Annotated in this window: 20 protein-coding genes; 12 read left to right on the top strand and 8 right to left on the bottom strand. The window is 72.4% G+C overall.

Annotated features, from left to right (window positions below; all coding sequences use genetic code 11):
• Positions 1-10: 10 nt before the first annotated feature.
• The 4 genes from OG948_RS08915 to OG948_RS08900 form a co-directional block, all read right to left on the bottom strand.
• Positions 11-2,575 carry an ABC transporter permease gene (locus tag OG948_RS08915; protein ID WP_406295247.1) on the bottom strand — a complete coding sequence of 855 codons (2,565 nt, stop codon included), beginning with the start codon at positions 2,573-2,575 and terminating at the stop codon, positions 11-13.
• Positions 2,576-2,584: 9 nt separating this feature from the next.
• A complete protein-coding gene (locus OG948_RS08910; RefSeq protein ID WP_406295245.1) occupies positions 2,585-3,421 on the bottom strand; it encodes an ABC transporter ATP-binding protein in 837 nt (278 codons plus the stop codon).
• A gap of 176 nt (positions 3,422-3,597) precedes the next feature.
• Complete coding sequence (locus OG948_RS08905) at positions 3,598-3,918, bottom strand: DMT family transporter (RefSeq protein WP_406295243.1); 321 nt, start codon at positions 3,916-3,918, stop codon at positions 3,598-3,600.
• Complete coding sequence (locus OG948_RS08900) at positions 3,918-4,577, bottom strand: FMN-dependent NADH-azoreductase (protein WP_406295241.1); 660 nt, start codon at positions 4,575-4,577, stop codon at positions 3,918-3,920. Before OG948_RS08900 ends, OG948_RS08905 begins: the two co-directional genes overlap by 1 nt.
• Before the next feature lie 99 nt (positions 4,578-4,676).
• Here OG948_RS08900 and OG948_RS08895 point away from each other — a divergent pair, with 99 nt between their 5' ends.
• The 5 genes from OG948_RS08895 (at position 4,677) to OG948_RS08875 (ending at position 10,692) form a co-directional block, all read left to right on the top strand.
• On the top strand, positions 4,677-5,327 hold the full coding sequence (locus tag OG948_RS08895; protein ID WP_406295239.1) for a TetR/AcrR family transcriptional regulator: 651 nt from the start codon (positions 4,677-4,679) through the stop codon (positions 5,325-5,327).
• 22 nt (positions 5,328-5,349) lie between these two features.
• On the top strand, positions 5,350-5,610 hold the full coding sequence (locus tag OG948_RS08890; protein ID WP_406295237.1) for a hypothetical protein: 261 nt from the start codon (positions 5,350-5,352) through the stop codon (positions 5,608-5,610).
• 106 nt (positions 5,611-5,716) lie between these two features.
• Entirely contained in the window at positions 5,717-8,722 is a 3,006-nt protein-coding gene (locus OG948_RS08885; RefSeq protein ID WP_406295236.1) for an NACHT domain-containing protein, read from the top strand.
• Positions 8,723-8,950: 228 nt separating this feature from the next.
• Positions 8,951-10,330, top strand: coding sequence for an NADP-dependent succinic semialdehyde dehydrogenase (locus tag OG948_RS08880; protein ID WP_406295234.1), 1,380 nt, complete (start codon positions 8,951-8,953; stop codon positions 10,328-10,330).
• Positions 10,331-10,347: 17 nt separating this feature from the next.
• Entirely contained in the window at positions 10,348-10,692 is a 345-nt protein-coding gene (locus OG948_RS08875) for a YkvA family protein (protein WP_406295232.1), read from the top strand.
• Between the two features lie 13 nt (positions 10,693-10,705).
• Here the strand turns inward: OG948_RS08875 and OG948_RS08870 are convergent, their stop codons facing one another.
• From OG948_RS08870 to OG948_RS08860, 3 genes are all read right to left on the bottom strand, one after another.
• On the bottom strand, positions 10,706-11,587 hold the full coding sequence (locus tag OG948_RS08870) for an acyl-CoA thioesterase (RefSeq protein WP_395869153.1): 882 nt from the start codon (positions 11,585-11,587) through the stop codon (positions 10,706-10,708).
• A 16-nt stretch (positions 11,588-11,603) separates the two neighbouring features.
• Positions 11,604-13,340 carry a penicillin-binding transpeptidase domain-containing protein gene (locus OG948_RS08865; RefSeq protein ID WP_406295230.1) on the bottom strand — a complete coding sequence of 579 codons (1,737 nt, stop codon included), beginning with the start codon at positions 13,338-13,340 and terminating at the stop codon, positions 11,604-11,606.
• Between the two features lie 147 nt (positions 13,341-13,487).
• Positions 13,488-14,030, bottom strand: coding sequence for a hypothetical protein (locus tag OG948_RS08860; RefSeq protein ID WP_406295228.1), 543 nt, complete (start codon positions 14,028-14,030; stop codon positions 13,488-13,490).
• Positions 14,031-14,166: 136 nt separating this feature from the next.
• On the opposite strand from OG948_RS08860, the gene OG948_RS08855 reads away from it, so the two are divergent.
• The 7 genes from OG948_RS08855 to OG948_RS08825 all read left to right on the top strand — a co-directional run bounded on the left by OG948_RS08855 (position 14,167) and on the right by OG948_RS08825 (position 23,474).
• Positions 14,167-15,471, top strand: coding sequence for a DUF5685 family protein (locus tag OG948_RS08855; protein ID WP_406300212.1), 1,305 nt, complete (start codon positions 14,167-14,169; stop codon positions 15,469-15,471).
• A 328-nt stretch (positions 15,472-15,799) separates the two neighbouring features.
• Positions 15,800-16,609: a glycosyltransferase family 2 protein gene (locus tag OG948_RS08850; protein ID WP_406295226.1), complete on the top strand. Its 810-nt coding sequence runs from the start codon at positions 15,800-15,802 to the stop codon at positions 16,607-16,609.
• Positions 16,606-18,081 (top strand): glycosyltransferase family 2 protein, encoded by a 1,476-nt coding sequence (locus OG948_RS08845; protein WP_406295225.1) that lies wholly within the window; start codon positions 16,606-16,608, stop codon positions 18,079-18,081. Before OG948_RS08850 ends, OG948_RS08845 begins: the two co-directional genes overlap by 4 nt.
• A complete protein-coding gene (locus OG948_RS08840; protein ID WP_406295224.1) occupies positions 18,078-19,427 on the top strand; it encodes an oligosaccharide flippase family protein in 1,350 nt (449 codons plus the stop codon). Before OG948_RS08845 ends, OG948_RS08840 begins: the two co-directional genes overlap by 4 nt.
• Complete coding sequence (locus tag OG948_RS08835; protein ID WP_406295222.1) at positions 19,424-22,297, top strand: glycosyltransferase family 2 protein; 2,874 nt, start codon at positions 19,424-19,426, stop codon at positions 22,295-22,297. The genes OG948_RS08840 and OG948_RS08835 overlap by 4 nt, the downstream gene beginning before the upstream one ends.
• On the top strand, positions 22,294-22,638 hold the full coding sequence (locus OG948_RS08830) for a hypothetical protein (RefSeq protein ID WP_406295221.1): 345 nt from the start codon (positions 22,294-22,296) through the stop codon (positions 22,636-22,638). Before OG948_RS08835 ends, OG948_RS08830 begins: the two co-directional genes overlap by 4 nt.
• The gene (locus tag OG948_RS08825; protein ID WP_406295219.1) at positions 22,635-23,474 is read left to right on the top strand and encodes a polysaccharide deacetylase family protein; all 840 of its coding nucleotides are present in this window, start codon (positions 22,635-22,637) and stop codon (positions 23,472-23,474) included. Before OG948_RS08830 ends, OG948_RS08825 begins: the two co-directional genes overlap by 4 nt.
• 35 nt (positions 23,475-23,509) lie before the next feature.
• On the opposite strand, the gene OG948_RS08820 is transcribed toward OG948_RS08825, so the two are convergent.
• Positions 23,510-24,298, bottom strand: a complete 789-nt coding sequence (locus OG948_RS08820) for a family 16 glycosylhydrolase (protein WP_406295218.1) — start codon at positions 24,296-24,298, stop codon at positions 23,510-23,512.
• Positions 24,299-24,330: the final 32 nt, after the last annotated feature.

Raw genomic sequence — 24,330 nt, 5'->3', positions numbered from 1 at the left:
CGACGGGCGATCATTCCGTGGAGATCGCGGCCAGGACGTTCATCCGCGACGCCCGCAGGGCCGGCAGCAGCGCGGCGAGCAGGCCCACGACGCCCGCGCCGATCACCACCTCGACGATCGTCGGCCACGGGATGGTCAGCACGTCGAGTCCCTGGGACGCCAACATGCGCTGTGCCGAGACACCCCAACTCACCCCGAGCACGAGCCCGAGCACCGCGCCGAACACCGCGATCACCGCCGATTCCAACCGGATCATCCGCCGGATCTGGACCCGCGACGCGCCGATCGCCCGGAGCAGCCCGATCTCGCGTGTGCGCTCGATCACGGACAGGGCCAGCGTGTTCACCACGCCCAGGATCGCGATGATGATCGCGAGCCCGAGCAGGCCGTAGACCATTTGCAGCACCACATCGGTCTGGTCCTGCACGGTCTGCTTGTAGTCGGCTTGATCACGCAGTCGCACCTGCGGGAAGCGCTCGAGCGCCCTGTCCAGGGCTGCCCGCACCTGCGAACTCTTCGCTCCGTCGGCGGTGTTGGCCATGATCACCGAGTCGAACAGCTCCGGGACCAGCTTGCTCAAGGTATCCAGGCCGACCATGCCGGTGCCCGCACTGGCGATCCCGATCCCGCCGTCGTCGATCACCGCGCCGACCCGCAGTTCCGCGCTCTTGTTGTTGGGCGTGCGCAGGGTCACCGTGCCGCCGACGCCGAGGTGGTGACGGCTCGCGTACGACTTGGGCAGTGCGATCCGGCCCGCGGCCAGTCCGTCGGCGGCGCTGCCCGCGGTGTACTTCTGCTTCATCATCGCGTCGATGCCCGGGTCGGCACCGGTCACCGAGATGGTCTCGCTCGACCCGTTGAAGAGGACCTTCGCCTCGGTCTCGCGCTGACGCACCACGTCGCTCACGCCCGACACCTTGCGCACCGTCTCCGCGACCTCCGGAGCGAAGTCGAGTCCGCCGGTGCTCTCGAGGGTGAAGTCGGCGCCGAGGCGCTGGTCGATCTGCTTGCCCACCGAGTCCCTCATCGACGTGGCCACCACCGACAGCGAGGCGACCAGCGCGACGCCGATCATCAGCGCGGCGGCCGTGGCGCCGGTGCGGCGCGGATTGCGCAGCGCGTTCTCCCGGCTGAGCCGCCCCACCATGCCGAACAGGCGCGGGAACGTCCCGGTCAGCCACGGGATCACCAGGCGGGCCAGTACCGGCCCGAGCACGATGAACCCGACCAGGGTGCCGATCAGTCCGGCTCCCAGGGCCAGTCCGTGGGCCGGGTCCAGCTTGGTCGCCGACGCGCCGATCGCCAGCGCGATCGCGCCGAGCACGGTGACCACGCCGCCGCCGATCGTGCGTCCGCGCAGCGACTTCGCCGGCGGGGCGCCGGCCTCGCGCAGCGCGGCCATCGGGCTCACCCGGGCCGCCCGGCGAGCGGGCAGGTAGGCCGCGATCACCGTGACCACGACACCCACCGCGTAGGAGACGATCGGCGTCGCGGGTTTGATCTCCAGCGGTGTGCCCTTGAGGTCGACGCCGACCGTGCCCATCAGCGTCAGCAGTCCCTGCCCGAGCGCGAATCCGCCGAGCAGGCCCAGCGTGGAGCCGACCACCGCGAGCAGCAGCGCCTCCACCAGCACCGAGCGGTTCACATCGGCCCGACTGGCTCCGATCGCGCGCATCAGGCCCAGTTCGCGGGTGCGTTGGGCGACGAGCATGGAGAAGGTGTTGAAGATCAGGAAGGTGCCGACCAGGAGCGAGACGCCCGCGAAGCCGAGCAGCGCGTACTTGATCACGTTGAGCGCCTGGCCCAGGTCGGCGGAGGCGTCGTCGGCCTCCTCCTCCCGGGTCTTGATCTCGAAGCCCGCGCCGAGCTTGGCGGCGACCCGGGCCTTGAGTTCCTTCTGGTCGACGCCGGACCCGGCGGTCAGCGACACCGAGGTGACCACGCCGGGCTTGCCCAGGAGCCGGTCACGGGCGGCGGTGCCGTCCAGGAAGAGCAGGGTCACGCCCGGGTTGATGGTCTTGTAGTCGGCCAGCCCGACCACGGTCGGGTCGAACGCGCCGGGAGCGGCGATCACACGCACCCTGTCGCCGATCCGGACCTTGTTGTGGTCGGCCGCGTCGCTGTCCAGCACGATCTCGTCCGGCCCCTGTGGTGCGCGGCCCTTGTCGAGTTCGACCGAGGACTGCTTGTTCGGGAACCAGTCGGCGGCCTGCACCTGGGGCTCCGAGGTCAGGCCGACCTTCCTGCCCTTGCCGTCGACGACGATCACGTTGGTGACCGTGACGTCGGCATGCGCGTCGGCGACGCCGGGCACGGTGCGCACGGCGGCCACGATGTTCTCGGGCACCGTCGGCTGTTGGCCGGTGCGGCCGAGCCGGTCCTCGCGAAACTCCGACTTCGGTTTGACCGTGACGTCGGCCGCGGCGGTACGGGAGAGGTCGTGGAACGTCTTGCCGATCGTGTCGGTGAACATCAGGGTGCCCGCCACGAACGCGACCGACAACAGGATCGCGAGCGCGGACAGGACCATCCTCGCCTTGTGGGCGAGGAAGCTGCGAAAGGTTGCCTTCAGCACGGCGGCGCCTCAGTTCGCGGAACGGGCGAAGCGCTGCATGCGCGCGAGCACCGTGTCCGCCGTCGGCGACAACATCTCGTCCACGACCCGGCCGTCGGCCAGGAACAACACCCGGTCCGCGTAGGACGCCGCGTTGGGGTCGTGGGTGACCATCACGATGGTCTGGCCCAGGTCGTACACACTGCTGCGGAGGAAGCCGAGCACCTCGGCGCCGGAGCGCGAGTCGAGGTTGCCGGTCGGTTCGTCGCCGAAGATGATCTGCGGCTTGCTCGCCAGTGCGCGGGCGCACGCCACGCGCTGCTGCTGACCGCCGGAGAGTTCGCTGGGCCGGTGCTTGAGCCGGTCGCGCAGACCGACCGTCTCGATCACCGTGTCCAGCCAGGCCGGGTCCGGCTTGACGCCCGCGATGTCTATCGGAAGCGTGATGTTCTCCAGCGCGGTCAGCGTCGGCAGCAGGTTGAACGCCTGGAAGATGAAACCGATCCTGTCCCGGCGCAGCCGGGTCAGGTCCTTGTCCTTCAGCCCGGTGATCTCGGTCTCGCCGATCCAACTGTGCCCGGAGGTGACCGAGTCCAGGCCGGCGAGGCAATGCATCAGGGTGGACTTGCCGGACCCGGACGGCCCCATGATCGCGGTGAACCGTCCGCGGCCGATCTCCACGTCGACCTCGGCGAGCGCGACGACCCGGGTCTCGCCCTCGCCGTAGCACTTGGTCAGGGCCCGGGAGCTCGCCGCGCTGCCCCTGGCCCGATCGTCGTGATCGACGCGCCGGCGCGCGTCGGGCGCGCCGGAGCCGCTCGACGCGGGTGTCGTGGTCGGCGGGCGCCGGCGGTTTCCGGGAGACATGCGGTGGGCTCCTTGGCATGGGGATCCTGACACCTCTCAGCCTTGGGGTCGGGCGGATGTACTCGATAGCCGCGAACGTGCTCGGCGCGGTCACCAAAGTTGCGTCCTCCTCGTCTTTTGTTGTCCGTCGTCGTCGACCGCTTCCCGCTTCGTCGGCCCGCCGTCGTGGTCGCGGCTCACCCGGTCGAGGTCAGCCGGGCCAGCACGAGGCCGCCCACGATCAGCGCGAGCGCCGCGATCCGCCCGGCGCTGAGCGCGTCGTGCTGAACGGTGATGCCCAGCGTGATCGCGCCCACGGTGCCGATCCCGGTGAACGCCGCGTACGCCGTACCCACCGGCAGGTCGCGCATCGCGACCGACAGCAGGTAGACGGCCGTCGCGCCGAGCACGAAGCAGATCACCGTCGGCAGCGGCTTGGTGAATCCCTCGGTGGGCTTGATGCTCTGCGACCACACGACCTCGACGAGGCCGGCTCCGAGCAGGATCAACCAGGCCATCAGTACCCCTCCACGAGTGAGCGTCCGAGTTCCGCGGCGCGGGTGAGCGCCTGCGTGTGCGAGGACAGGTGCAGGTCCCGGCGTTCGGCGAGCGCCGGGTCCACGAGCGAGTTGGTCAGTTCGGTACCGAGCACGATCGCGTCCGAGATCGCGTAGTGCCCGGTGAAGAAGTCGACGAGGTAGCGCGTCTGGTGGTCGAACGGCGCCCGGGGAGTGCCCGGCAGGTACGAGCCGCCGCGGGCCGAGGCGACCACGAAGCGACGCGGCGCGAGCGACATCTTGGGGAAGGTGACCTGGTCGATCCAGCTCTTGAGCTGGGCGGGCACGCCGAAGTTGTACATCGGCGCGCCGATCAGCACGACGTCCGCCGCGACCAGTTCGGCCAGCAGCGGCTCGACCACGTCCCACGCCTTGCGCTGCTCGGGTGTGCGGACCGCTCGCGGGTAGTCGGCGATCTCGGTGATGCCCTCGCGCAACATCGTGTCGCAGATCTCGGTCCAGGCCTGGTCGATCGGCGGCACCGGGCGCGCGGTCAGGTCGCGGTGGGTGTACTCGGCGTCCGGCCGGGCGCTGCGCCACGCGTCGGCGAAGGCCGCGCCCAGGGTCCGGGAGAAGGAGTCGGCGCGGGCGCTGGAGTCGAGGTGGAGGAGGTGCGGCATGGTTGCTCCCGAGGGTTAAGTGGACGGGTCGTCCGCTTTTGTGGGAGGACCGTAACAGCTAAGTGGACATGCTGTCCACTTGCCTTTAGGGTGGGGATCATGACGAAACGCACCGACTTGCTCACGGGCCTCCCGGTCGCCGCGGACGGTGCGGCTCGGCCCCGGGAGCGCGCGGACGCCGCCCGGAACCGGGCCCGGGTCCTGGCCGCGGCCGAGGAACTGTTCGCGGCCGGCGATCCGGCCGAGGTCACCATGGAGGACATCGCCAAGGCGGCGGGCATCGGCCGCGGCACGCTGTACCGCCGCTATCCCGACCGGGCCTCCATCGCGCGCGCCCTGCTGGACGAGCACGAGCACGCGCTGCAACACCGAATCCTGCGCGGCGCGCCGCCGTTGGGCCCGGACGAGAACGACCCGGCCGAGCGCCTGGCGGCCTTCTACGCGGCGATGGTGGACCTGCTGGAGCGGCACGTGCACCTGCTCCTGGGCGCGGAGACGGGCAGCGCGCGCTACCGGACCGGCGCGTACGGCTTCTGGTACACGCACGTGCGGATCCTGGCGGCGGAGCGCGCGGACCCCGAGGCGCTCACCGACATGCTGCTCGCGCCGCTGGCACCGGAGGTGTACCGGCGACAGCGCGAACAGGGCATCTCGGTGGAGCGGATCAAACGCGGGCTGGCGGAACTGGCCAGGGGGGTCCTGGCGGGCGGCCGGTCACGAGCGGAGCCGGGCGTCGACCCCGGATCGTGAGCGAGTCGGGCGCCGACACCCGATGGTGCGCGCGGTCGCGGGTCGGTTGACCGCCGAGGCCGAGGCCGAGGCCGTCGAGGCGGCCACACGGGAGGCGTTCGCGGGCGCGGCGCACCTGCTCGACGACCGGGCCGGATTCGCCCGGATGGCCGCCTCGCACCCGGACGTGCGGGTGACCGCCGGCATGTTCCAACTTCGCGACGGGCGCGCCGTCGACCTGCCGATCCGGCGCTCGGTCAAGCCGGGGCCGGCGCCGGCGTTCCGGTTGGAGGAGGAGGTCTGAGCACGATCGAGCACCGTCTCGGCCGGCCCGATCGCATATCCCCACCCGATCATCGCCGATCGCGACATACTCGAGTATCCGGTCGGCTCGGGAGGCGGGACGAGTGGTGGATCCGGTACAGGGACGCCTGTTGGCGACGGCGATCACGAGCACACTGCGGCGACTGACCTCGGTGCCCCCGGGCGCGCGACTGGTCGAAGCGCCGGTTCGGATGGGTGGGCGAGTCGCGCGCCGCCGGGTACGTCGCGAGGTCGGCGCCGGCGACGTGGAACGACTGACGCGCACCCTGACCCGGCGACTGACCGATGTGGAACGGGACTTCGCCAGACTGGAACCGGCCGACGGCGAACTGATCGTCGCGGCGGTGGTGGCCACGCTCGGCGACGCGGTCACCATGGACGACGTCCAGGCCGCGGGCCTGGACTCGACCGTGCTGCGGTCGCGGTTGGCCGCCCGCGCGCAGGGGTCGGCGCAGTCCGGGACGCCGCTGTACCACGCGCTCCTGGGCGAGTGTTGTACGCACATCGTGGACTTCTTCACCAAGCAGCCGGAGTTCCTGGCCCGCACGGTGCTGGAACAGGCGGTCGGCCAGGCGGAGTTACTGCGCCGGGTGCCGGTGGAGGAGGACGTCGACGACACGTTCGACCGGCGCTACCGCGCGGGTCTGCGGGTCAAGCTGGATCAGGCCCGGCTGTTCGGGGTCACCGAACTCGACCCCCAGGACAGCACGTACGAGCTGACCACTGCCTACGTGAGCCTGGTCGTGCAGACCCGTCGCGAGCCCCGGCGGCGGTGGGACGACGACGGTGCGCAGGCGGACACCGCGCGCAGCCTGTTGGAGGACGCCCTCGCGCGCAGCGATCGCATGGTGATCGAGGGCCCGGCGGGGTCCGGCAAGAGCACCCTGCTGCGCCGGCTCGCCGTACACGTGGCCTCGGGGGACCTGCCCGCCCGACTGGCCTCCTGGACCGGCCGGGTGCCGTTCCTGCTGAAGCTGCGCGCCATGGTCACGGACGATCGACTCGTGTTGCCCGCGCCGGCCGACTTCGTCGCCGCCTCCGGCTCCACGCTCGGCGGCGAGCAGCCCACGGGCTGGGCGGCGCGCCGGATGCGCGACGGGCGGGCCGTGGTCTTCGTCGACGGGGTGGACGAACTGCCCGAGGGACACCGGGCGGACGCGCTGGACTGGCTGGAACAGTTGTGCGTGGACTACCCCGACGCGGCCTACGTGCTGACCTCGCGACCGAGGGTGTTGTCCGAGCGGCGGCATCGGCGGCTGCGCCGGGCGGGCTTCGTCGCGGGGGAGCTCCAGGCCATGTCGAGCGCGCAGGTCGCGCTGTTCGTGGACCGCTGGCATCGGGCCCAACTCGGTGACCCCGACGAACTGGCCGAGTGCGCCGAGCGGCTCAAGCACACCCTGGACGGTCGCCGGGACCTGGCCCGGTTCGGGACCAACCCCCTGCTGTGCGCGCTGATGTGCGCGCTGCATCGGTACGCGGACCAGGCCCTGCCGGAGGGCCGCACCGAGTTGTACCGCTCGGCCATGGCGATGCTGCTGGGCGGTCGCGAACGCGCCCGGCGGATCAGCACGAGTCGGGTCCGGCTCCAGCCGACCCAGACGGAGAAGGTGCTGGCCGCCCTGGCGATGTGGATGACGCTCAACGGCCGCCGATCGATCACCCAACGGGTCGCGACGGCGTGTGTGGCCGATGTGCTGACCCGGTTTCGGCAGACCGTCGAGCCGCCGTACACGGCCGAGGAGGTCCTGGAGAGTCTGGTCGCCCGGAGCGGGCTGCTCCAGGAACCCGAGCTGGGCGTCTTCGAGTTCGGCCACGCGAGCTTTCAGGACTATCTGGCGGCCCTGGAGATCGTCCGGGCCGAACACCTGGACCACCTGATCAACCACGCGCACGATCCGCTCTACCACGACGTGTTGATCATGGCGGTCGGCCGAACCCAGGACGACCCGTCCCGGCAGCGGGAGTTGCTCGACGGCCTGATCGCGCGGGCGGGGGCGGACCCGGTGCACCGCGATCGGTTGTGGCTGCTGGGCGCGGCGTGTGTGTCGACGGCGGCGATGGTGGATCCGGAGCGGGCGGACCGGTTCCGGGTCGAGACGTCCCGGCTGTTGCCCCCGCGAGACTGGGAGGGCGCGGAGAATCTGGCGGGTGTGGGGGAGTTCGTCCTGGACCTGCTCGCGGACCTGGTGCGTGGCCGGCGGGTCACGGACGAGGAGGCGCACCACATCGTACGTACGGTGACCATGATCGCCGGGGACGCCACGATCCCCCTGCTGAGCTGCTTTCGCGATCGGGAGCCGCCCGGGATCCGGCTGGCTCTACTCGGGGCGTGGAGTGGGCTGACCGACCGGCAGGGCTACTACGAATCGGTGCTGAAGCACGTGGACTTCGGAAATTGTGGCGTTCGGGTTCCCGACCTGCGGGGCCTGGAGGCGATGGCGGGCAGGACCGATGTCAGGACCATCCTGCTGCCCGCCGAGACGACGGAGATCCCGTTCCGAGCCCTCGCCGCCTTGCCGCGGCTCGATTTCCTGGGCATCAACGGCACGCGCGTCACGGACCTGCGAGCGTTGGCGGAACTGCCCGGCGTGCACCGGTTGTGGCTCGGCGTCGAGCAGCTGTCCCAGCCGAGCGCGTGGGATCTGTGTCCGTGGCTCACGCATCTCGACTTCACCGACGAGCAGCTGGAGGATCTCCGGTCCGTGCCCGGCGTCCCGCGGCTGCGCAGTCTCGGCCTGGGCGGCACGCGGATCACGGACCTGTCCGCCCTGGTGAAGTACCCCGAGCTCGACTGCCTCGACATCATGGACGCTCCGGTCACCGAACTGGGCCCGCTGAGCGGGTTGCCCGTTTTGAGGCAGGTGTTCGCCGACGGATCCGGTGTGTCGGATCTGACCCCGCTGGCCGGCCTGCCACACCTTTCCTACGTGGGCGTCTCCGGGGCCCGCGTGACCGACCTGACCCCGCTGATCGACCTTCCGGCCCTGAGTTGGCTGCGCATCGACGAATCCCAGCGTCGGCATCTCGGCACCCTCGCCGGGCATGTCGACAGCGGCCGGATCAAGCTGGTCGTCGGTAGGTCGGCCGGCTGACCCGCTCGGCTTCCGGGTCGGCTTCACGCCTCCTTCGGCGTGCCCAACCGCAGCCGATTGCCGTCCGCGTCGTTCAGGCGAACCTCCCGGGCCCACGGCGCCTCCTCGACCGGGACGGGGTGTTGTGTCAGCCGGTGCGGTGTGGGTAACGGGTCGAGCGGGGGCGCGCCGATCGGGTTCGGCGGGCGCCGCCCTCGCCTTTCGAATCCGCCGTTTCTGGAGGCTCTCATGGCCATCGCGTCCGTCAATCCGGCGACCGGGGAGACGCTCGAGGAGTTCGCCGAGCTGGGTGAACGCGAGATCGAGGCGCGGGTGGCGCGGTCCGACGAGGTGTTCCGGGCGCACCGGCGGGATTCGTACGATGTGCGCGCCGCGGCCATGCGTCGGGCCGCGGACCTGCTCGACGCGGAGAAGTCCGACGTCGCGGCGGTGATGACGGCGGAGATGGGCAAGACGCTCGCCGCCGCCGAGGCCGAGGTGGCCAAGTGCGCCCGGCTGTGTCGGTTCTACGCCGAGCGGGCGGCGGGATTCCTGGCCGACGAGCCGGCCGACGCCGGCGCGGTCGGGGCGCGGCGGGCGTACGTACGCTACGAGCCGCTCGGTCCGGTGCTGGCCGTGATGCCGTGGAACTTCCCGCTCTGGCAGGCCATGCGCTTCGCCGCGCCCGCGCTGATGGCGGGCAACACAGGCCTGCTCAAGCACGCGTCGAACGTGCCCCGGACCGCGCTGTACATGGGCGAGCTGTTCACCCGGGCCGGCTTTCCCGAGGGCGCCTTCCAGACCCTGCTGATCGGGTCCAAGCTGGTCGAGCGGGTGTTGTCCGATCCGCGCGTGGTGGCCGCGACGCTGACCGGCAGCGAGGGTGCCGGTCGCTCGATCGCGGCGATCGCCGGGCGCGAGCTGAAGAAGACGGTGCTCGAACTGGGCGGCTCCGACCCGTTCCTGGTGCTGCCCTCCGCCGACATCGAGGCCGCCGCGAAGACCGCCACCAAGGCGCGCACCCAGAACAACGGGCAGAGCTGCATCGCGGCCAAACGGTTCATCGTGCACACCGACGTGTACGACGCGTTCGCCGAGGCCTTCACCGCGCACATGGCCGCGCTGCGGGTCGGCGACCCGACCGCCGAGGGCACCGACGTGGGCCCGCTCGCCCAGGAGCAGGGCGTACTCGATGTCAGCGCCCAGGTCGAGGACGCCAAGGCCAAGGGCGCCCGGGTGTTGTGCGGCGGCGAGCGGCCGGCCGGTCCCGGCTGGTACTACCCGCCGACCGTGGTCGCCGAGCTCACTCCGAGCATGCGGATGTACCGCGAGGAGGTGTTCGGCCCGGTCGCCGGGCTGTACCGGGTCGCCGACCTGGACGAGGCGATCGACCTCGCCAACGCGACCCCGTTCGGCCTCGGGGCCAACGCCTGGACCCAGGACGAGGCCGAACAGGAGCGCTGCGCGGCCGAGTTGGCGGCCGGCGCGGTGTTCGTGAACGGCATGGTCACGTCCTACCCCGAGCTGCCCTTCGGCGGGATCAAGACCAGCGGGTACGGGCGCGAACTCGCCCGGGAGGGAATCCGCGAGTTCTGCAACGCGAAGACGGTCTGGGTGGGCGGCGCCTGACGGGGCAGACGACCCACGTGGACACCTGGGTGTGGATCGTGCTCGGCGTCGCGGCGGTCGTCTTCGTCGTGACGCTCGTGATCGTGGTCGTGCTGGTCCGCAGGCTGCTGCGGACCTGGCGGCTGGTGCGGGGGCCGGACGCGACCACGCGCGACCGGGCGCTGTTCCTCGGCGCGCTGATCTACGCGATCAGCCCGGTGGACCTGCTGCCCGACCCGATCCTGATCGACGACATCGCGGTGCTGCTGTACGCACTGCGCGAGCTCGGCCGGGCAGGCGGGGTCCGCGCGGGCGCGCGGCTCGGTGTGGACGCGCTCACCCGGCCGAACCGCGGCCCGGCCGGAAAACCCACGCCGCCGTGACCGACCCGCGCCGCTACCGCTGGCGGATCACCGCTTCCTGGACGACCGAGGCCACCAGTACGCCGTCGTGGTTGTAGAACTCGCCCATGGCCAGCCCGCGCGCGTCCTGGGCGGACGGCGAGGCCTGGGCGAACAGCAGCCACTCGTCGGCGCGGAACGGGCGCAGGAACCACACCGCGTGGTCCAGCGAGGCCATCTGGAGCTTGGCCGGATTCGTGATGTACGGCCGGGCCGCGGTGCCGGCCAGGGTCAGGTCGGACATGTAGGTCAGCCCGCACACGTGCAGCAGCGGGTCGTCCGGCAACTGCTTGGCGGCGCGCATCCACACCCGCTGGTGCGGGATGCCGTCGACGATGTGGGTGCCCGGCGACTTGTCCTCCGGGACGAAGCGCAGGTCCATCAGCAACCGGGTCTGCGACTCCTCGTAGTGCGCGCGCTCCTCGGCGGACAACTTCTCGTACGGGTCCGGAAGGTCCTCCGGGAGCGGCACGTCCGGCATCGCGCGGCGGTGCTCCGGGGTCTCCTCGGCCACCTTGAAGGACGCCGAAAGGGTGAAGATCGCCGCGCCGTGCTGGACGCCGGTCACGCGCCGGGTCGCGAACGAGCGCCCGTCCCGGACCCGGTCGACCTGGTACACGATCGGCGCGGTGGTGCTGCCGGGCCGCAGGAAGTAGCTGTGCAACGAGTGCACGTGTCGGTCCGGGACCACCGTGCGGCCCGCCGCCACCAGGGCCTGCGCGGCGACCTGGCCGCCGAAGGCGCGCAGCGGCGCGCCGGCGTGGCACCAGCCCCGGAAGATGTTCTCCTCGATCTGCTCCAGGCGCAGCAGGTCGAGGAAGGTCTCGGCCCGGCCAGGGCCCTCGTCGGCAAGATCGTGTTCGGTCACGCTGCCCATGATGGACTACCGCCGCTCAGCCCGTCGCACCCAGGAACGACTTCACGATCGGCCCGGCCGAGCGGCCGCCGGTGATGCCGCCCTCGACCCAGACCGCGACCGCGATGTCGCCCCGGTAGGCGACCATCCAGCCGTTGTTCGGCTTGCCGCCGCCGACCTCGGCGGTACCGGTCTTCGCGCCCACGTCGCCGCCGAGCCCGCCGAGCGAGTCGCGTGCGGTGCCCTCGGTGACCACCGAGCGCATCAGCGTGCGCAATTGGCCGCTCACCGCGGGCGAGAGCTCGCGCGGCGCCCGCCACAGGCCCTCCTGGTCCGGCAGCAGATGCGGCTGGCGGAAGCTGCCGGACTTCGCGGTGGCGACCACCGAGGCCATCGTGAGCGGGTTCATCTGCACCTGGCCCTGGCCGATCATGTTCGCGGCCTTCATGGTGTCGTCCGAAGCGGCGGGCACCCGGCCGTCGAACGAGACGATCCCGGTCTTCCAGTCGCCGCCGATGCCGAAGCAGTCGTGCGCGACGGTGGACAGGTCCGCGCCGCCGAGCTTGCCCGACAGGTTCGCCATCGTGGTGTTGCAGGACTGCGCGAACGCGACCTTGAAGGTGCCCTCGGGGAACGAACGGCCCTCGGAGTTGGTGAACCGCATGCCGCCCGCGTTCGCCGACTCGGGACAACCGACCTTGTCGTCCAGGCCGACCACGCCCTTGGTGAGCAGCGTCGCCGCGGTGACGATCTTCAGTGTCGAGCCGGGCGGGGTGGTGCCCAGGAAGGCGTTGTTCGGCCCGCCCGCCGGGTTGTTCGCGACGGCGAGGATCTCGCCGGTGCCGATCCGCACCGCCGCGAGCGAGGTGGTCCGCGACTCGCCCTTGACCGCCCGCTCGGCCGCCGCCTGCAACTTCGCGTCCAGCGTGGTCCGCACGCCACCGTCCGAGGGCGCCGCGGTCCGCACCTCGCCGACCGTGCCGAGCTGCTTGACCGAGGCCTTCGAGGTCGCGTCGACCAGCAGCACCGTGCCGCCGGGCACGGCCTGCTCGGCGGGTCGGGCCTTGCTCGCCAGGCCGGTCCGGATCGCGGCCAGGGAGGGATTCTCCGCCGCCGACAACACCGAGCCGTCCTTCGCGCGCAGCACCTCGCCGCCGACACCGTCCCGGTTGGGCACGAACTCGAGCCGCGTGGTCGCGGTCAGCTCCGGATGCAGCGCGGTCGGCGCCCAGCCGACCAGGTAGCCCCCGCCCGGCGTCCTGGCCACGGTGAGGGTGCCGGTGTACGTCCACTCGCCCGCGTGGTTCAGCGTCAGCCGTGCCTCGAACGGCACCGGCACGCTTTTGTCGGGCCGTTCGGGTTGTGCCTCGCCCACGGTGAGCCGGCGAGCGCTCACCCGGAGCCCGTCGTTCAGGCCCACCAGCGCCGCGCCCGCCGCGGTCGGGTCGGTGGTGAGGGCGCCGGCGCCGGTCCAGTTGCCGGCCTGCCACTCGCCGAGGAAGCGTCGTGCGGCGTTGCGTGGACTGCGCTCGACGGCGCCGACCGAAGCGGACGCCGATCCGGACGCCGAGGAGTCCGAGGAGGGGTCGTCCTGCCCGAGGAACGAGTAGGCCCCGTAACCGGTGCCGATCACCAGTAACAGGGCCAGTACCAGGAACACCCAGCCGTGTTTGCGCCGGTCCCCGTCCTCGTGGTCGTGCCGGTCCTCGTAGTCGTCGTATCCGGCGTACTCGCCGTACTCGCGGTCGTCCCGGCCGTGCTCTGCGTCGCGCATGTCCACCCCCACCCGGTGCCGCCGATCCCCTCGGCGGGACCGCGAGTGTACGAGGCAGCCAAAGGGTCGGTGTGCCCAGGGGGCCTTGTGGCGACGCGAGTAAAGATCATTTGTTCGAACGATCTTGGGGATCGCACGGCGTGCGGATCACCGCACGAGCAGCTTGGCCAGGCGCCCGGTCAGGTCGTCCGCCCGGGCGCCCATCACCCGGAACGACTCGATCGGCTCGCCCATCGGGTCGTCGAGTTCGTCGGCGGGTCGGGCCATCCGGTTCGCCGGTCGCAGGTCGTCCACCCGGGCCACCCAGTCGGCGAGCGGCAGTTCGCCGCGTGGACCGAACTTCTCGCCCAACCGCACGAGTTCGCCGAGCAGGAAGGCGCGCGGCAGGGCGTCGGCGGCGAGCGCCTCGATGGCCCACTGGTGTTCGCGCGTCATACCGATCACCACGTCGGCGGTACGCAGCAGGTCGACGGTGAGCTTGCGGCTGCGGTGCGTACCCGGGTCGATCCCGTACTCGACCAGCACCAGCGTGCTGTTGTCCGCCATCGGCCGGGCATTCCAGTCGATGGTGCCCGCCGAGGACACCTCGGCCGACAGCGCCGAGCCGGTCAGTCGGTGCCGCAGCATCGCCTCGACCACGGGGGAGCGACAGATGTTCCCGCTACAGACGACCAGTATCGATGCAGTCACGCGGCGGATCCTAAGGGGCCGAGGGTTGCCCGGCCGGCCCCACCCCGGTCCGGAACCCGAACGGGGCTGACGGGTGATCAGTAGGCTGATTCGCCTGTGGGGGGACCGGAACGGCGCAGGGAAATGGGGCGAGGGGTTGTTCGGGATCATCCGGCCGTGCCGGCACCGACTGACGGAGAAGTTGCAGAGCGAGTGGATGGCGCACCTGTGCGGCATGTGTCTCGCGCTGCGGGACGACCACGGGCAGGCGGCGCGGATCGCCACCAACTACGACGGGTTGATCATCTCGGTCCTGGTCGAGGGGCAGTCCGCGCGACCCGCGGCGGAGGGCCGACGCAAGGCCGGTCCGTGCCCGCTCCGCGCGATGCGCCGGGCCGAGGTCGCGATGGGCGAGGGCGCCCGATTGGCCGGCGCGGTGTCGCTGGTGCTCGCGTCGGCGAAGATGCGTGACCACATCGACGACGGCGACGGGGTGTACAAGCGGCGCGCGGTGGCGGGCGGCGCGCGCCGGGTCGCCGAGCGCTGGGCCCGCCAGGGTGCGGACGCCGCGTCGGACGTGGGCTTCGACACGGCGGTGATGGTCGAGGCGGTGGACCGGCAGGTCGAGGTCGAGGCGCTGGCCGGGCCGGGCGTGTCCGTGCTGACCGTGACCGAGCCCACCGAGACCGCGACCGCCGCCGCGTTCGCGCACACCGCGCTGTTGGCGGAACGGTCGGACAACGCCGAGTCGTTGGCCGAGGCGGGCCGGTTGTTCGGTCGGCTCGCGCACCTGCTCGACGCGGTCGAGGACATCCACGCCGACCGCGCGGCCGGGGCCTGGAACCCGCTGCTCGCCACCGGTACCGGGCCGGACGAGGCGCACCGGTTGTGTCGCGACGCGGCCACCGGGATCGCACTCGCGCTGGCCGAGGTCGACTTCGTCGACGGCGTGCTCGCCCACCGGCTGCTCGTACACGAGGTCGACGAGGCGATCGACCGGTCCTTCCGGCACGCGGGCTTCCCGGTCGAGTCGCCGTCGTGTTCGGTCGGCGGCAAGCACGGCAACGGCTGCGCCAAGCACTCCGAGCGGCCCGAACGACGCCTGGCCGCCCGACCCGAGGGTTCGTGGCCGAATCAGCAACCGCCCTACCCGCAACCGCCGAACCAGCAGCCGCCCGGCAGCCCGTACGACCCGAACAGCCCGTGGGGTCCGCCCGGTGGTCCGACTCCGCCGCCTCCGCCGCCCGGCGGGCACAACGTGTTCGTCGCGTGCGCGATCTGGGCGGGGCTGTGCTGTACGTGCCAGTGGTGCTGCCGCGAGACGTTCGAGGATCCGTGCACCGGCCGGGAGCGCCAGGGCTGTTGCCACAAGTGCGACTGCGGGGACTGCTGCGACGGTTGTGACTGCTGCGGCAACTGCTGTGAATGCGGTGAATGTTGCTCGTGCGACTGCTCGTGCTGACCGGCCCTCGCCGTTCGGGTGTGTCGGACGCCCGCCATCGCGTGCCTCAACACCCCGACACGCGCGAAGGGTCGCCGAAGAGCGAGGGCGACAAGGGTCGGAAAACCGCAAAAAGTCACCGAACTGGCATTCGACGGTAAAAACGCCCAACCGTAACGTCTTGGCAAAGCATCTTCGGTCCGATTGACCCTGCTTTCGCCGCCCAACCACGATCAGCGATGACCGGGTGTCGTGCCATCGGCACCCGGCGTCACCGATCTCGGGCCGGTTTCGCCGGCCCGATGCCGTGTGCCCCCCGGGGTGCGCGGCAGACGGGAGGGGGCCGGTCATGCACGATACGACGCACACGGCACACGCGACACGTCCGTTGCCCCGGATCGCCGAACTGCCCGGCGGCACACCGCTGCGTGCCGGGCAGTCCGTACCGGACCCGGTGCCGCGCGACCGGGTCACCCTGGTCGTGCCGGCCCGCAACGAGGCGCGCAACCTGCCCTGGGTGCTCCAGCAGATACCCGAAGGCGTCGACGAGGTCCTGCTGATCGACGGGGACTCCACCGACGCCACCTCGCTGATCACCCGCCGCTATCTGCCCGCTGCCCGGGTCATTCCGCAGTCCGGCCCCGGCAAGGGCAGCGCGCTGCGGACCGGATTCCGACACGCCACCGGCGACATCATCGTCACCATCGACGCCGACGGCAGCATGTCGCCGCAGGAGATCCCGCACTACGTGCACTTCCTGACCAACGGCTACGACTTCGTCAAGGGCTCCCGGTTCGTCGGCGGCGGCGGATCGCTCGACCTGACCACGCTGCGCAGCCTGGGCAACCACGCGCTGATGGCGCTGGTGAGCCGGCTCTACAGCTACCGGCTGACCGATCTGTGCTACGGATTCTGCGCGTTCCGCCGGTGCTTTCTGGAGCACCTCGACCTGCGCTCGACCGGCTTCGAGATCGAGGCCGAGATGATCGTCCGCGCGCTTCGTGCCGGGCTGCGCATCGCCGAGGTACCCAGCCTCGAACTCCCGCGCCGCAGCGGCCGATCCAACCTCAACGCACTGCGCGACGGACAACGCGTGCTGCGCACCGTGCTGCGTGAGCACGGCGGCGCGCGTTCGGTCCGTCCCAGGGAGGACGCTTGACCCCGCGACCCGAACCGGAGCCCGGCCGGCCCGGCCCCGATCCGCTGCCGCTGATCCCGAGGCAGCGCCCGGCCGAGCGGAACGATCCGACGTCCGACCCGGAACCGGCCGCCGAGCCGACCCCCGTGTTCATCCCGCGCCCGGCCGTGCCGAGCCGCTCGGCCGCCGACCCCGGACAACGGTCCGCCGACCCGAGCGATCTCGTACACGTGCGGGTGCTCGACCTGACCGCCGGCGCCGCGCCGCGTCTGAGCACTCCCGACGGCCGGCCGGCCGACTGCCCCGCCGGCGCGGTGCTCGCGCTGGTCCGGCACAACGGCACACCCGTGGGCCTGCTGGAACTCGACCTGCCCGGGGTCGATCCGGGCGGGGCCAACCCCTTCGGTGTCGACGTGCCCGGCGCGGACCCGGATCGCCTGATCGCCGCGGCCGGCGCCCGATTCGGTGCTCCCGCCGCGCCCGACCACGCCCCCGAACCGCCCGGACGCCGCGAGACACCGCGCGTCAGTGTGATCGTGGCGACCCGGGAGCGGCCCGAACTGCTCGCCGCGTGCCTGCGCACCCTGCTGTGGCAGACCTATCCCGACCTGGAACTGATCGTGGTGGACAACGCGCCCACCACCGACCGCACCGCGAGCGTGGTCCGCGGCGGTTGCGCGGGCCTGGTGCGCTACGTCCGCGAACCCCGTGCCGGACTGGCGCTCGCGCACAACCGCGGCATCGCCGCCGCCACCGGCGAACTGCTCGCGTTCACCGACGACGACGTCCTGGCCGACCCCGGCTGGGTCGCCGGCCTGGTCGCCGGCTTCACCCGAGCGGGCCGGCCCGCGTGCGTGACCGGGCTGATCCTGCCCGCCGAACTGCGCACTCCCGCGCAACTGATGCTGCACCACCACGCGGGCTACGCGAAGGGATTCGACCCGGTGCTGTACGACGCCCAGGCGCCGCCGGCGGACCCGCTGTTCCCGTTCACCGCCGGACGCTTCGGGTCCGGCGCCAACATGGCCTTTCGGGCCGACACGCTGCGCGCGATGGGCGGCTTCGACCCGGCGACCGGGGCCGGCACACCCGCGCGCGGCGGCGACGACCTGCTCGCGTTCTTCCGCACCATCGTGCGCGGTCACCGGATCGGCTACGAACCCGGCGCGCTGATCTGGCACCGACACCGGGCCGATCATGCCGCGGTGGCGCACCAGGTGCGCGGGTACGGCACCGGCCTGGGCGCCTACCTGACCGCCGCCGTACTGCGCGAACCCCGCACCCTCGGCGCGCTCGCCCGCCGGGTGCCGGGCGGCCTCCGGTACGCGCTGACCCGCACCCGCGCGCCCGGCCGTCCCGAAGTCCCCTGGCCCGCCCGCCTGGCCGGGCTGGAGCGCCGCGCGCTGGCCGCCGGCCCGCTCGCCTACCTGCACGCGCGCGTTCGCGCGCACGGCGTGCGCCCGCCGTGGGAACTCCCGGAGCGGGCCCGGTGACGCAGACCCAGCTCCGTCGGCCGATCCGCCCGAGGGTGGACCCGCTGCTGCGCAACGGCCATGTGCTGACCGTCGGTTCGCTGGTCACCTCGGCGTTCGGAGCGGGCTACTGGGCGCTGGCCACCCGGTGGTACGGCGACGCGACGGTGGGCCGCAGCTACGCCGCGGTGTCCGCGCTGATGTTGCTCTCGGGGCTCGGCCAACTCGGGCTGGGCAACGTACTCGTGCGTTTCCTGCCGCAGGCGGGCCGGGACCGGCGCGCGCTGATCCGGGCCGCCTACGCCGCCGCGTTCGGCGCCACGCTGGTGGCCGTGCTGGGCTTCCTCGCACTGATCCCGGTGTGCGCGCCCGGCCTGGGCTTCCTGCGCGAACCGGCGGCGGGCTGCTGCTTCGCGGCGACCACCGTGGCGTACGCGCTGTTCGCGCTCCAGGACGGCGCGCTCACCGGACTGCGCCGGCCGGGCCTGGTGGTGGGCAAGAACAGCGGCTTCGCCGTCGCCAAGATCGTATTCGTCGCCGCGTTGGCCGGCCTGCTGCCCACCCTCGGGATCCTGATGTCCTGGACGCTCGCGCTGGTGACCACCCTGGTCGTGGTGGACGGTTGGCTGTTCGCGCGATTGTTGCCGGCCCGGCGACGCGAGCCGGCGGAGGCGGGAGCCGGGTTCGGCGAAGCGGGCGCGGACCCGGGCGCGGGACCGGGCGCGGGACCGGACGGCAGGGTGCCGCCCGGGCGTTCGATCGTGCGCTACGCCGGGTCCGACTACCTCGGTACGTTGTGCTGGTCGGCCGCCACCACGTTGCCGCCGATCATCGTGTTGGAGCACGTCGGCGCTCGGGAGAGTGCCTACTTCTCGCTCGCGTGGGTGGTCGCCAACACGCTCTACCTGATCAGTCTCAACATGGGCGCGTCCCTGTTGGTCGAAGCGGCCGGCGACAGCGCCGGCCCGGCCGCCGGTTGTCGGCGGGTGCTTCGGCATACCGGAGCGCTGCTCGCGCTTGCGATCACCGCTCTCGTTGTCGGGGCGCCGCTCGTGCTGCGCGTGTTCGGCCCGGGCTACGCCCGGAACGGCTCCACGCTCCTGCAACTGCTGGCCCTGTCCGCGCTCCCGCACCTGGTGGTGTCCACCGCGATCAGCGCATGCCGCGTGCTCGGCCGGATGCGCGTCGTGGTCGCCATCCAGGCCGGCCTCGCGACGGCCGTACTGACCCTGACCGTGGTCCTGTTGCCCGTCCTGGGCGTACTCGGTGCCGGCGTCGCATGGCTGGCCGCGCAGACCGCGACCGCGCTCGCCCTGCTGACCGCACGCCGGGTCTGGCTGCCCACCACCCCCGGGAGGCCCGCATGACGGAGACCCCACCGCGGACCAGGCGCCTGGCCTGGGTCGCCATCCGGGCCGAGGAGGCGGCCGTACGCCGGGCCCGGGCGGTGAGCGCCCGGCACGCCGTCCCGCCGGCGGACCGCACACCGCCCAGGCCCACCCTGACGGTGATCGTCTGCGCCTACACGATGGACCGCTGGGACGATCTGACCGCGGCGCTCGCCTCGATCCGGGCCCAGGACGAGCCACCCGCCGAGACGATCCTGGTCGCCGACCACTGCCACGAACTCGCCGGCCGCGCGGCCCGCGAGTTTCCCGACGTCACCGTGCTGCGCAACCGGGGCCGGCGCGGCCTCTCCGGGGCCCGCAACACCGGTGTCGAGGGCGCGCACGGCGACATCGTGGCCTTCCTCGACGACGACGCGACAGCCGAACCCGACTGGACCATGCGCCTGCTCGACGGCTACGCCGATCCGAACGTGCTCGGCGTCGGCGGCCGGATCCGGCCGAACTGGGACACCGGACGCCCGGCCTGGTTCCCCGACGAGTTCGACTGGGTGGTCGGCTGCACCTATCGGGGCATGCCCGAACACGCCGCGCCGGTGCGCAACCTGATCGGCGCCAACATGTCCTTCCGGCGCAGCGTCCTGCTCGGCATCGGCGGCTTCCGCACCGACCTGGGTCGGGTCGGCACCCGCCCGCTGGGCTGCGAGGAGACCGAGCTGTGCATCCGTGCCGCGGCCCGGCACCGCGGTGGCAGGCTCGGCTACGAACCGGCCGCCGTGGTCCGCCACCGTGTTCCCGCCGCGCGCACCACCTGGCGCTACTTCCGGGCGCGTTGCTGGGCCGAGGGGCTGTCCAAGGCGGCGGTCAGCCGACACACCGGCACCGGCACCGCGCTCGCGTCCGAGCGTTCCTACCTGGCCTCGACCATCCCGCGCGCCCTGGTCCGCCCGTTCGCGCCGGACGCCGCACCGCCCAAGGCCACCATCCCGGCCCTGGTCCTGGGCGTGCTCACCACCGCGCTCGGCTACGCGACCGGGCGGCTGCGCGGACTGGGCCAGGACCCGCCGCCCACCGCGCCGGCGCTCGCCTTCCGCGCGTTCGGCCTGCTCGCGCTGCCGATCGCGGCACTGCTGTGGGTGCTCGCGGTGCGGATGCCCGTCGCGGTGGACCGGATGGGCGGCCTCGGCCTGCTGGACGTGCTGCCCGCCCTGTACTGGTGCGCGCTTGCCCTGCTCACGGCCGGCTTCGCGGCGACGCTGCTGGATCGGGCCGCCCGGACACCGCGGTACGCGCTGTACACCTGCGCCCTGGTGACCATGCTGCACGCGACACCCGCCGTGCTCTACGAGCACCTGCGCTACGCGTGGGCCTGGAAGCACGTCGAGGTGGTCGACCAGTTCCTGCGCACCGGTGAAACCCTGCCGAACGCCCACGAGTTGGCGCCGTACCACCAGTGGCCGGGCTTCTTCGCCGAGGCCGCCGCGGTGGTCGAGGCGATCGGCGCGCCGGACGCGCTGACCATCGCCACGTGGTCGCCGCTCGCCTTCGACCTGCTGCTGATCGGCCCGTTGGTCCTGCTGTACCGCACGTTCACCCGCAATCGGCGGATCCTGTGGGCGGCGGTGTGGATCTACTTCGGCACCGCGTGGGTCGGTCAGGACTACTTCGCGCCGCAGACCTTCGCGTTCGTGCTCTACGTGACGATTCTGGCACTGGTCCTGGACCGCGATCGGCGTCCCCCGGTCACCCTCGGACTGTGTGCGCCGCTCGTCCTCGCGGTGGTGACGGCGCATCAACTCACCCCGCTGATGCTCGCGGTCGCGGCCGGCGCGCTGGCCTGCTCCCGCGCGCACCGCCGGGTCGCGTTGCCGCTGCTCGGCTTCACCGCGGTCGCCGTGCTCGGTTGGGACCTGACCGTCGCCCGGCCCTTTCTCTTCGAGCAATTCGGCTCCTCCTGGGCCCAGTTCGGTGACTTCCAGGCCAACGCGCACGCCGGGATGGTGAATCTGGGTACCGCCGAACCGGGACAGGTGCTGGTCGCCAGGGTGGACCGCGCGCTGACCGCCGGGGTCGTGCTGCTCGCCGCCGCCGCGCTGATCCGCTGCCCACGGCTGCGCCGTTCGCCCGCCACGCTGTTGGCGATCGCGCCGCTGCCGCTGCTGGCGGCCGGAGCGTACGGCGGCGAGATCATCTTCCGGGTCTACCTGTTCGCGTTGCCGGCGGTCGCGTTCTTGATCGCCTCGTGGTTGGCGCCGCTGTTCGGCGACCGGGGCCGGCCGCGTCCGCGCGCGATCCTGCTGCCGGTGGTGTTCGCGCTGCTGCTCACCGGATTCGTCTTCGGCTACTACGGCAAGGAGCGGCAGAACCACTTCGTCGACGGCGAGATCGCGGCCCGGCGGTGGCTGGCGTCGGTGTCCGCGCCCGGCGACCTGATCGTCGCGGCGACCAACAACTTCCCCGGCGCCTACGCCGATTACGAGAAGCAGCAGCACCGTTGGTTCGCGATGGAGACCCCGGCCCTGCGCGAGGGCGTCGTACGCGATCCGGTCGCCGGGTTGACCGCGCTGGCCGACGAGTACCCGGGCAGCACCGCGTACCTGTTCCTGACCGCCGGGCAGCGGGCCGAGTGCGACCAGACCGGACTGCTGCCGGCCGGCGCGCTGAACCGGATGGACCACACGCTCTCCACCGCGCCGCGCTTCACGGTGCTCCTGCGCGACCGGGACGCGGTGATCTACCGGATCGACCCGGGCACGACGCCGCAGCGGGCCGTGCCGCCGCGAGTCGTGCCGCAGCCCTCCGCTCCGATCCGAAGCGCTCCGATCCGAAGCGCCCCGGTCCGAAGCGCCCCGGCCGGAAGCGCCCCGGCCGGAAGCGGCACCGCCCGGTGACCCGCCCGATCCGCGCGGTGTTGCCCGCCGCGGCCGGCTGGCTCGCGTTCGGGGCGCTCGAACTGCCCGCCGAACACCCGCTGCGGGTGCTCGTGGTGGTCGCGTTCCTCGCGCTCGGACCCGGCTACGCGGTGGCCGGTGACGGTACGACCACGCTCGCCACGGCGGTGACCTCGGTCGCCGGCAGTGCCGCGCTGGGCGCGTTGACCGCCGAGGCGTACCTGCTCGCCGGTGCCTTCTCCGCTCCCCGCGTGCTCGGCACGCTCGCGGGCCTGACCACCATCGCGGCGCTGATCCGCGCCGTCGCGCACACCCACGCGTCCCGAAGGGAATTCCGATGAGATCCGAGACCGCGGTTCCGGTGCTGCTCTACCACTGCGTACGCGACGATCCGCCGCCGTGGATCGCGCCGTTCACGATCGGCCCGGGCGAGTTCGGCCGGCAGCTCGACCGGGTGCTGGCCAGCGGCCGGGTCCCGGTGGGCCTGGATTGCTTCACCGAGGCCCTGCACGGCGGGCGCGACCTGCCCCGACACAGCGTGCTGATCACCTTCGACGACGGATACGCCGACTTCGCCCGGTACGCGCTGCCGCAACTGGTCGAGCGGAACCTGCCCGCGACGCTCTACGTCACCACCGACGCGCTCTGGCCCACCCTGCGGCCACCGCTGCCGCCCGCCGCGATGCTCACCTGGGACGGCCTGCGCCGGATCGCCGACGCGCCGGGCCTGACCATCGGCGCGCACGGCTGCACACACCGCGAGCTCGACACCCTGCCGATCGAGCAGATGCACCGCGAGATCACCGATTCGCGGGAGCGACTCGAAACCGAACTCGAGCGCCCGATCACCTCGTTCGCCTACCCGTTCGGCTACAACAACGCCGCCGTGCGCGAGGCGGTCCGGCACGCGGGCTTTCGCACCGCGATGGCCGTGCGCGACGCGCACAGCTCGCGTGAGGACGATCCCTGGCGGATCTCCCGACTGCTGGTGCGCGCGGACACCGACGCGGCCCGCCTGGACGCCTGGCTGGCCGGCGCCGGCACCCGGGTCGCGCCGTTCCGGGACGGCCTGCCCACGCTGGGCTGGCGGGCCTGGCGGCAGACCCGGGCGCGCTGGCGTGGACACCCCGACCCCTGGCAGGCACACCGCGACCCGGTGGTCGGCCGGACCCGGTGACCCCGGTGACCGGCCCGCCGCCGTGCGGCCCACGCTCAGCGCGCCCACACCCGTACCGATCGGACTCGCAACTCGGCGGTGCGCACGTGGTCGGGCACCGGGTCCGGGTAGCCCATCGCGAGTGTGAACAGCACCTCCATCGGCTCGTCGGGCACCCGTGCCGGGTCGGTCACCGTGAACACCGGCTCCCCGTCGATCCACCAGGTCAGCCGATCCGCCGTCCAGTCGAGCGCGAAGTGGTGGAAGCGGTCGGACCAGTCGCGTGCGGGCGACTCGCGCACCCACGCGTCGGGACGACCGTCCGCACCCCGCCAGTGCACCGTGCACCGGGCCCGGCCGTCGAGCCCGATCAGCTCGACCACGTCCAGCTCGGGCGGCGTGTACCGGGAGGCGGGCATCAACCAGAACGCCGGGAACGAGTTCGGCTCGCGCGGCATCAGCAGCTCGGCCTCGACCCGGCCGTAGGTGAAGGTGAAGCGCGGCCGACCGTTCCAACTCGGCCGCCCGGTGGACAACATGCCCGAGGCCCACGGGTACACGGTGCCGTCCGGGCCGCGCGTGGGCCTGCGCACCGCGCTCAGCACCGCCTGCCCGCCGCCGACGCGCACCTGCTCGGGCCGGTACCACTGCTGTTCGTGGTTGCCCGCGTTCGTGCAGCCGTCCACGTTCCAGTCGTAGCAGGTCACCCAGCGCCCGGCGGCCGGCGCGGAGCCGGTGAAGTCCTCGGCGAACAACAGCCGGCGCCCGGCGGGCGGACCGCACCCGCAGGCCGCGAGCAGCACGGCCGCCAGCGCCGGCGCGAGCGCGCGCCGGGCCCGCCGCATCCATCGCGACCGCGTCGTCGGCACCGGACGCC

The sequence above is a fragment of the Embleya sp. NBC_00888 genome (assembly GCF_045207655.1).
In the GTDB taxonomy this organism is placed as follows: domain Bacteria; phylum Actinomycetota; class Actinomycetes; order Streptomycetales; family Streptomycetaceae; genus Embleya.
This window is presented reverse-complemented; position numbering and strand designations above follow the sequence as displayed.

Bases quoted from the DNA above. Each gene is read 5' to 3' on its own strand.
- OG948_RS08910 (WP_406295245.1), bottom strand. From the start codon at position 3,421: ATGTCTCCCGGAAACCGCCGGCGCCCGCCGACCACGACACCCGCGTCG.
- OG948_RS08905 (WP_406295243.1), bottom strand. From the start codon at position 3,918: ATGGCCTGGTTGATCCTGCTCGGAGCCGGCCTCGTCGAGGTCGTGTGG.
- OG948_RS08900 (WP_406295241.1), bottom strand. From the start codon at position 4,577: ATGCCGCACCTCCTCCACCTCGACTCCAGCGCCCGCGCCGACTCCTTC.
- OG948_RS08895 (WP_406295239.1), top strand. From the start codon at position 4,677: ATGACGAAACGCACCGACTTGCTCACGGGCCTCCCGGTCGCCGCGGAC.
- OG948_RS08890 (WP_406295237.1), top strand. From the start codon at position 5,350: ATGGTGCGCGCGGTCGCGGGTCGGTTGACCGCCGAGGCCGAGGCCGAG.
- OG948_RS08880 (WP_406295234.1), top strand. From the start codon at position 8,951: ATGGCCATCGCGTCCGTCAATCCGGCGACCGGGGAGACGCTCGAGGAG.
- OG948_RS08870 (WP_395869153.1), bottom strand. From the start codon at position 11,587: ATGGGCAGCGTGACCGAACACGATCTTGCCGACGAGGGCCCTGGCCGG.
- OG948_RS08865 (WP_406295230.1), bottom strand. From the start codon at position 13,340: ATGCGCGACGCAGAGCACGGCCGGGACGACCGCGAGTACGGCGAGTAC.
- OG948_RS08850 (WP_406295226.1), top strand. From the start codon at position 15,800: ATGCACGATACGACGCACACGGCACACGCGACACGTCCGTTGCCCCGG.
- OG948_RS08835 (WP_406295222.1), top strand. From the start codon at position 19,424: ATGACGGAGACCCCACCGCGGACCAGGCGCCTGGCCTGGGTCGCCATC.
- OG948_RS08825 (WP_406295219.1), top strand. From the start codon at position 22,635: ATGAGATCCGAGACCGCGGTTCCGGTGCTGCTCTACCACTGCGTACGC.
- OG948_RS08820 (WP_406295218.1), bottom strand. From the start codon at position 24,298: ATGCGGCGGGCCCGGCGCGCGCTCGCGCCGGCGCTGGCGGCCGTGCTG.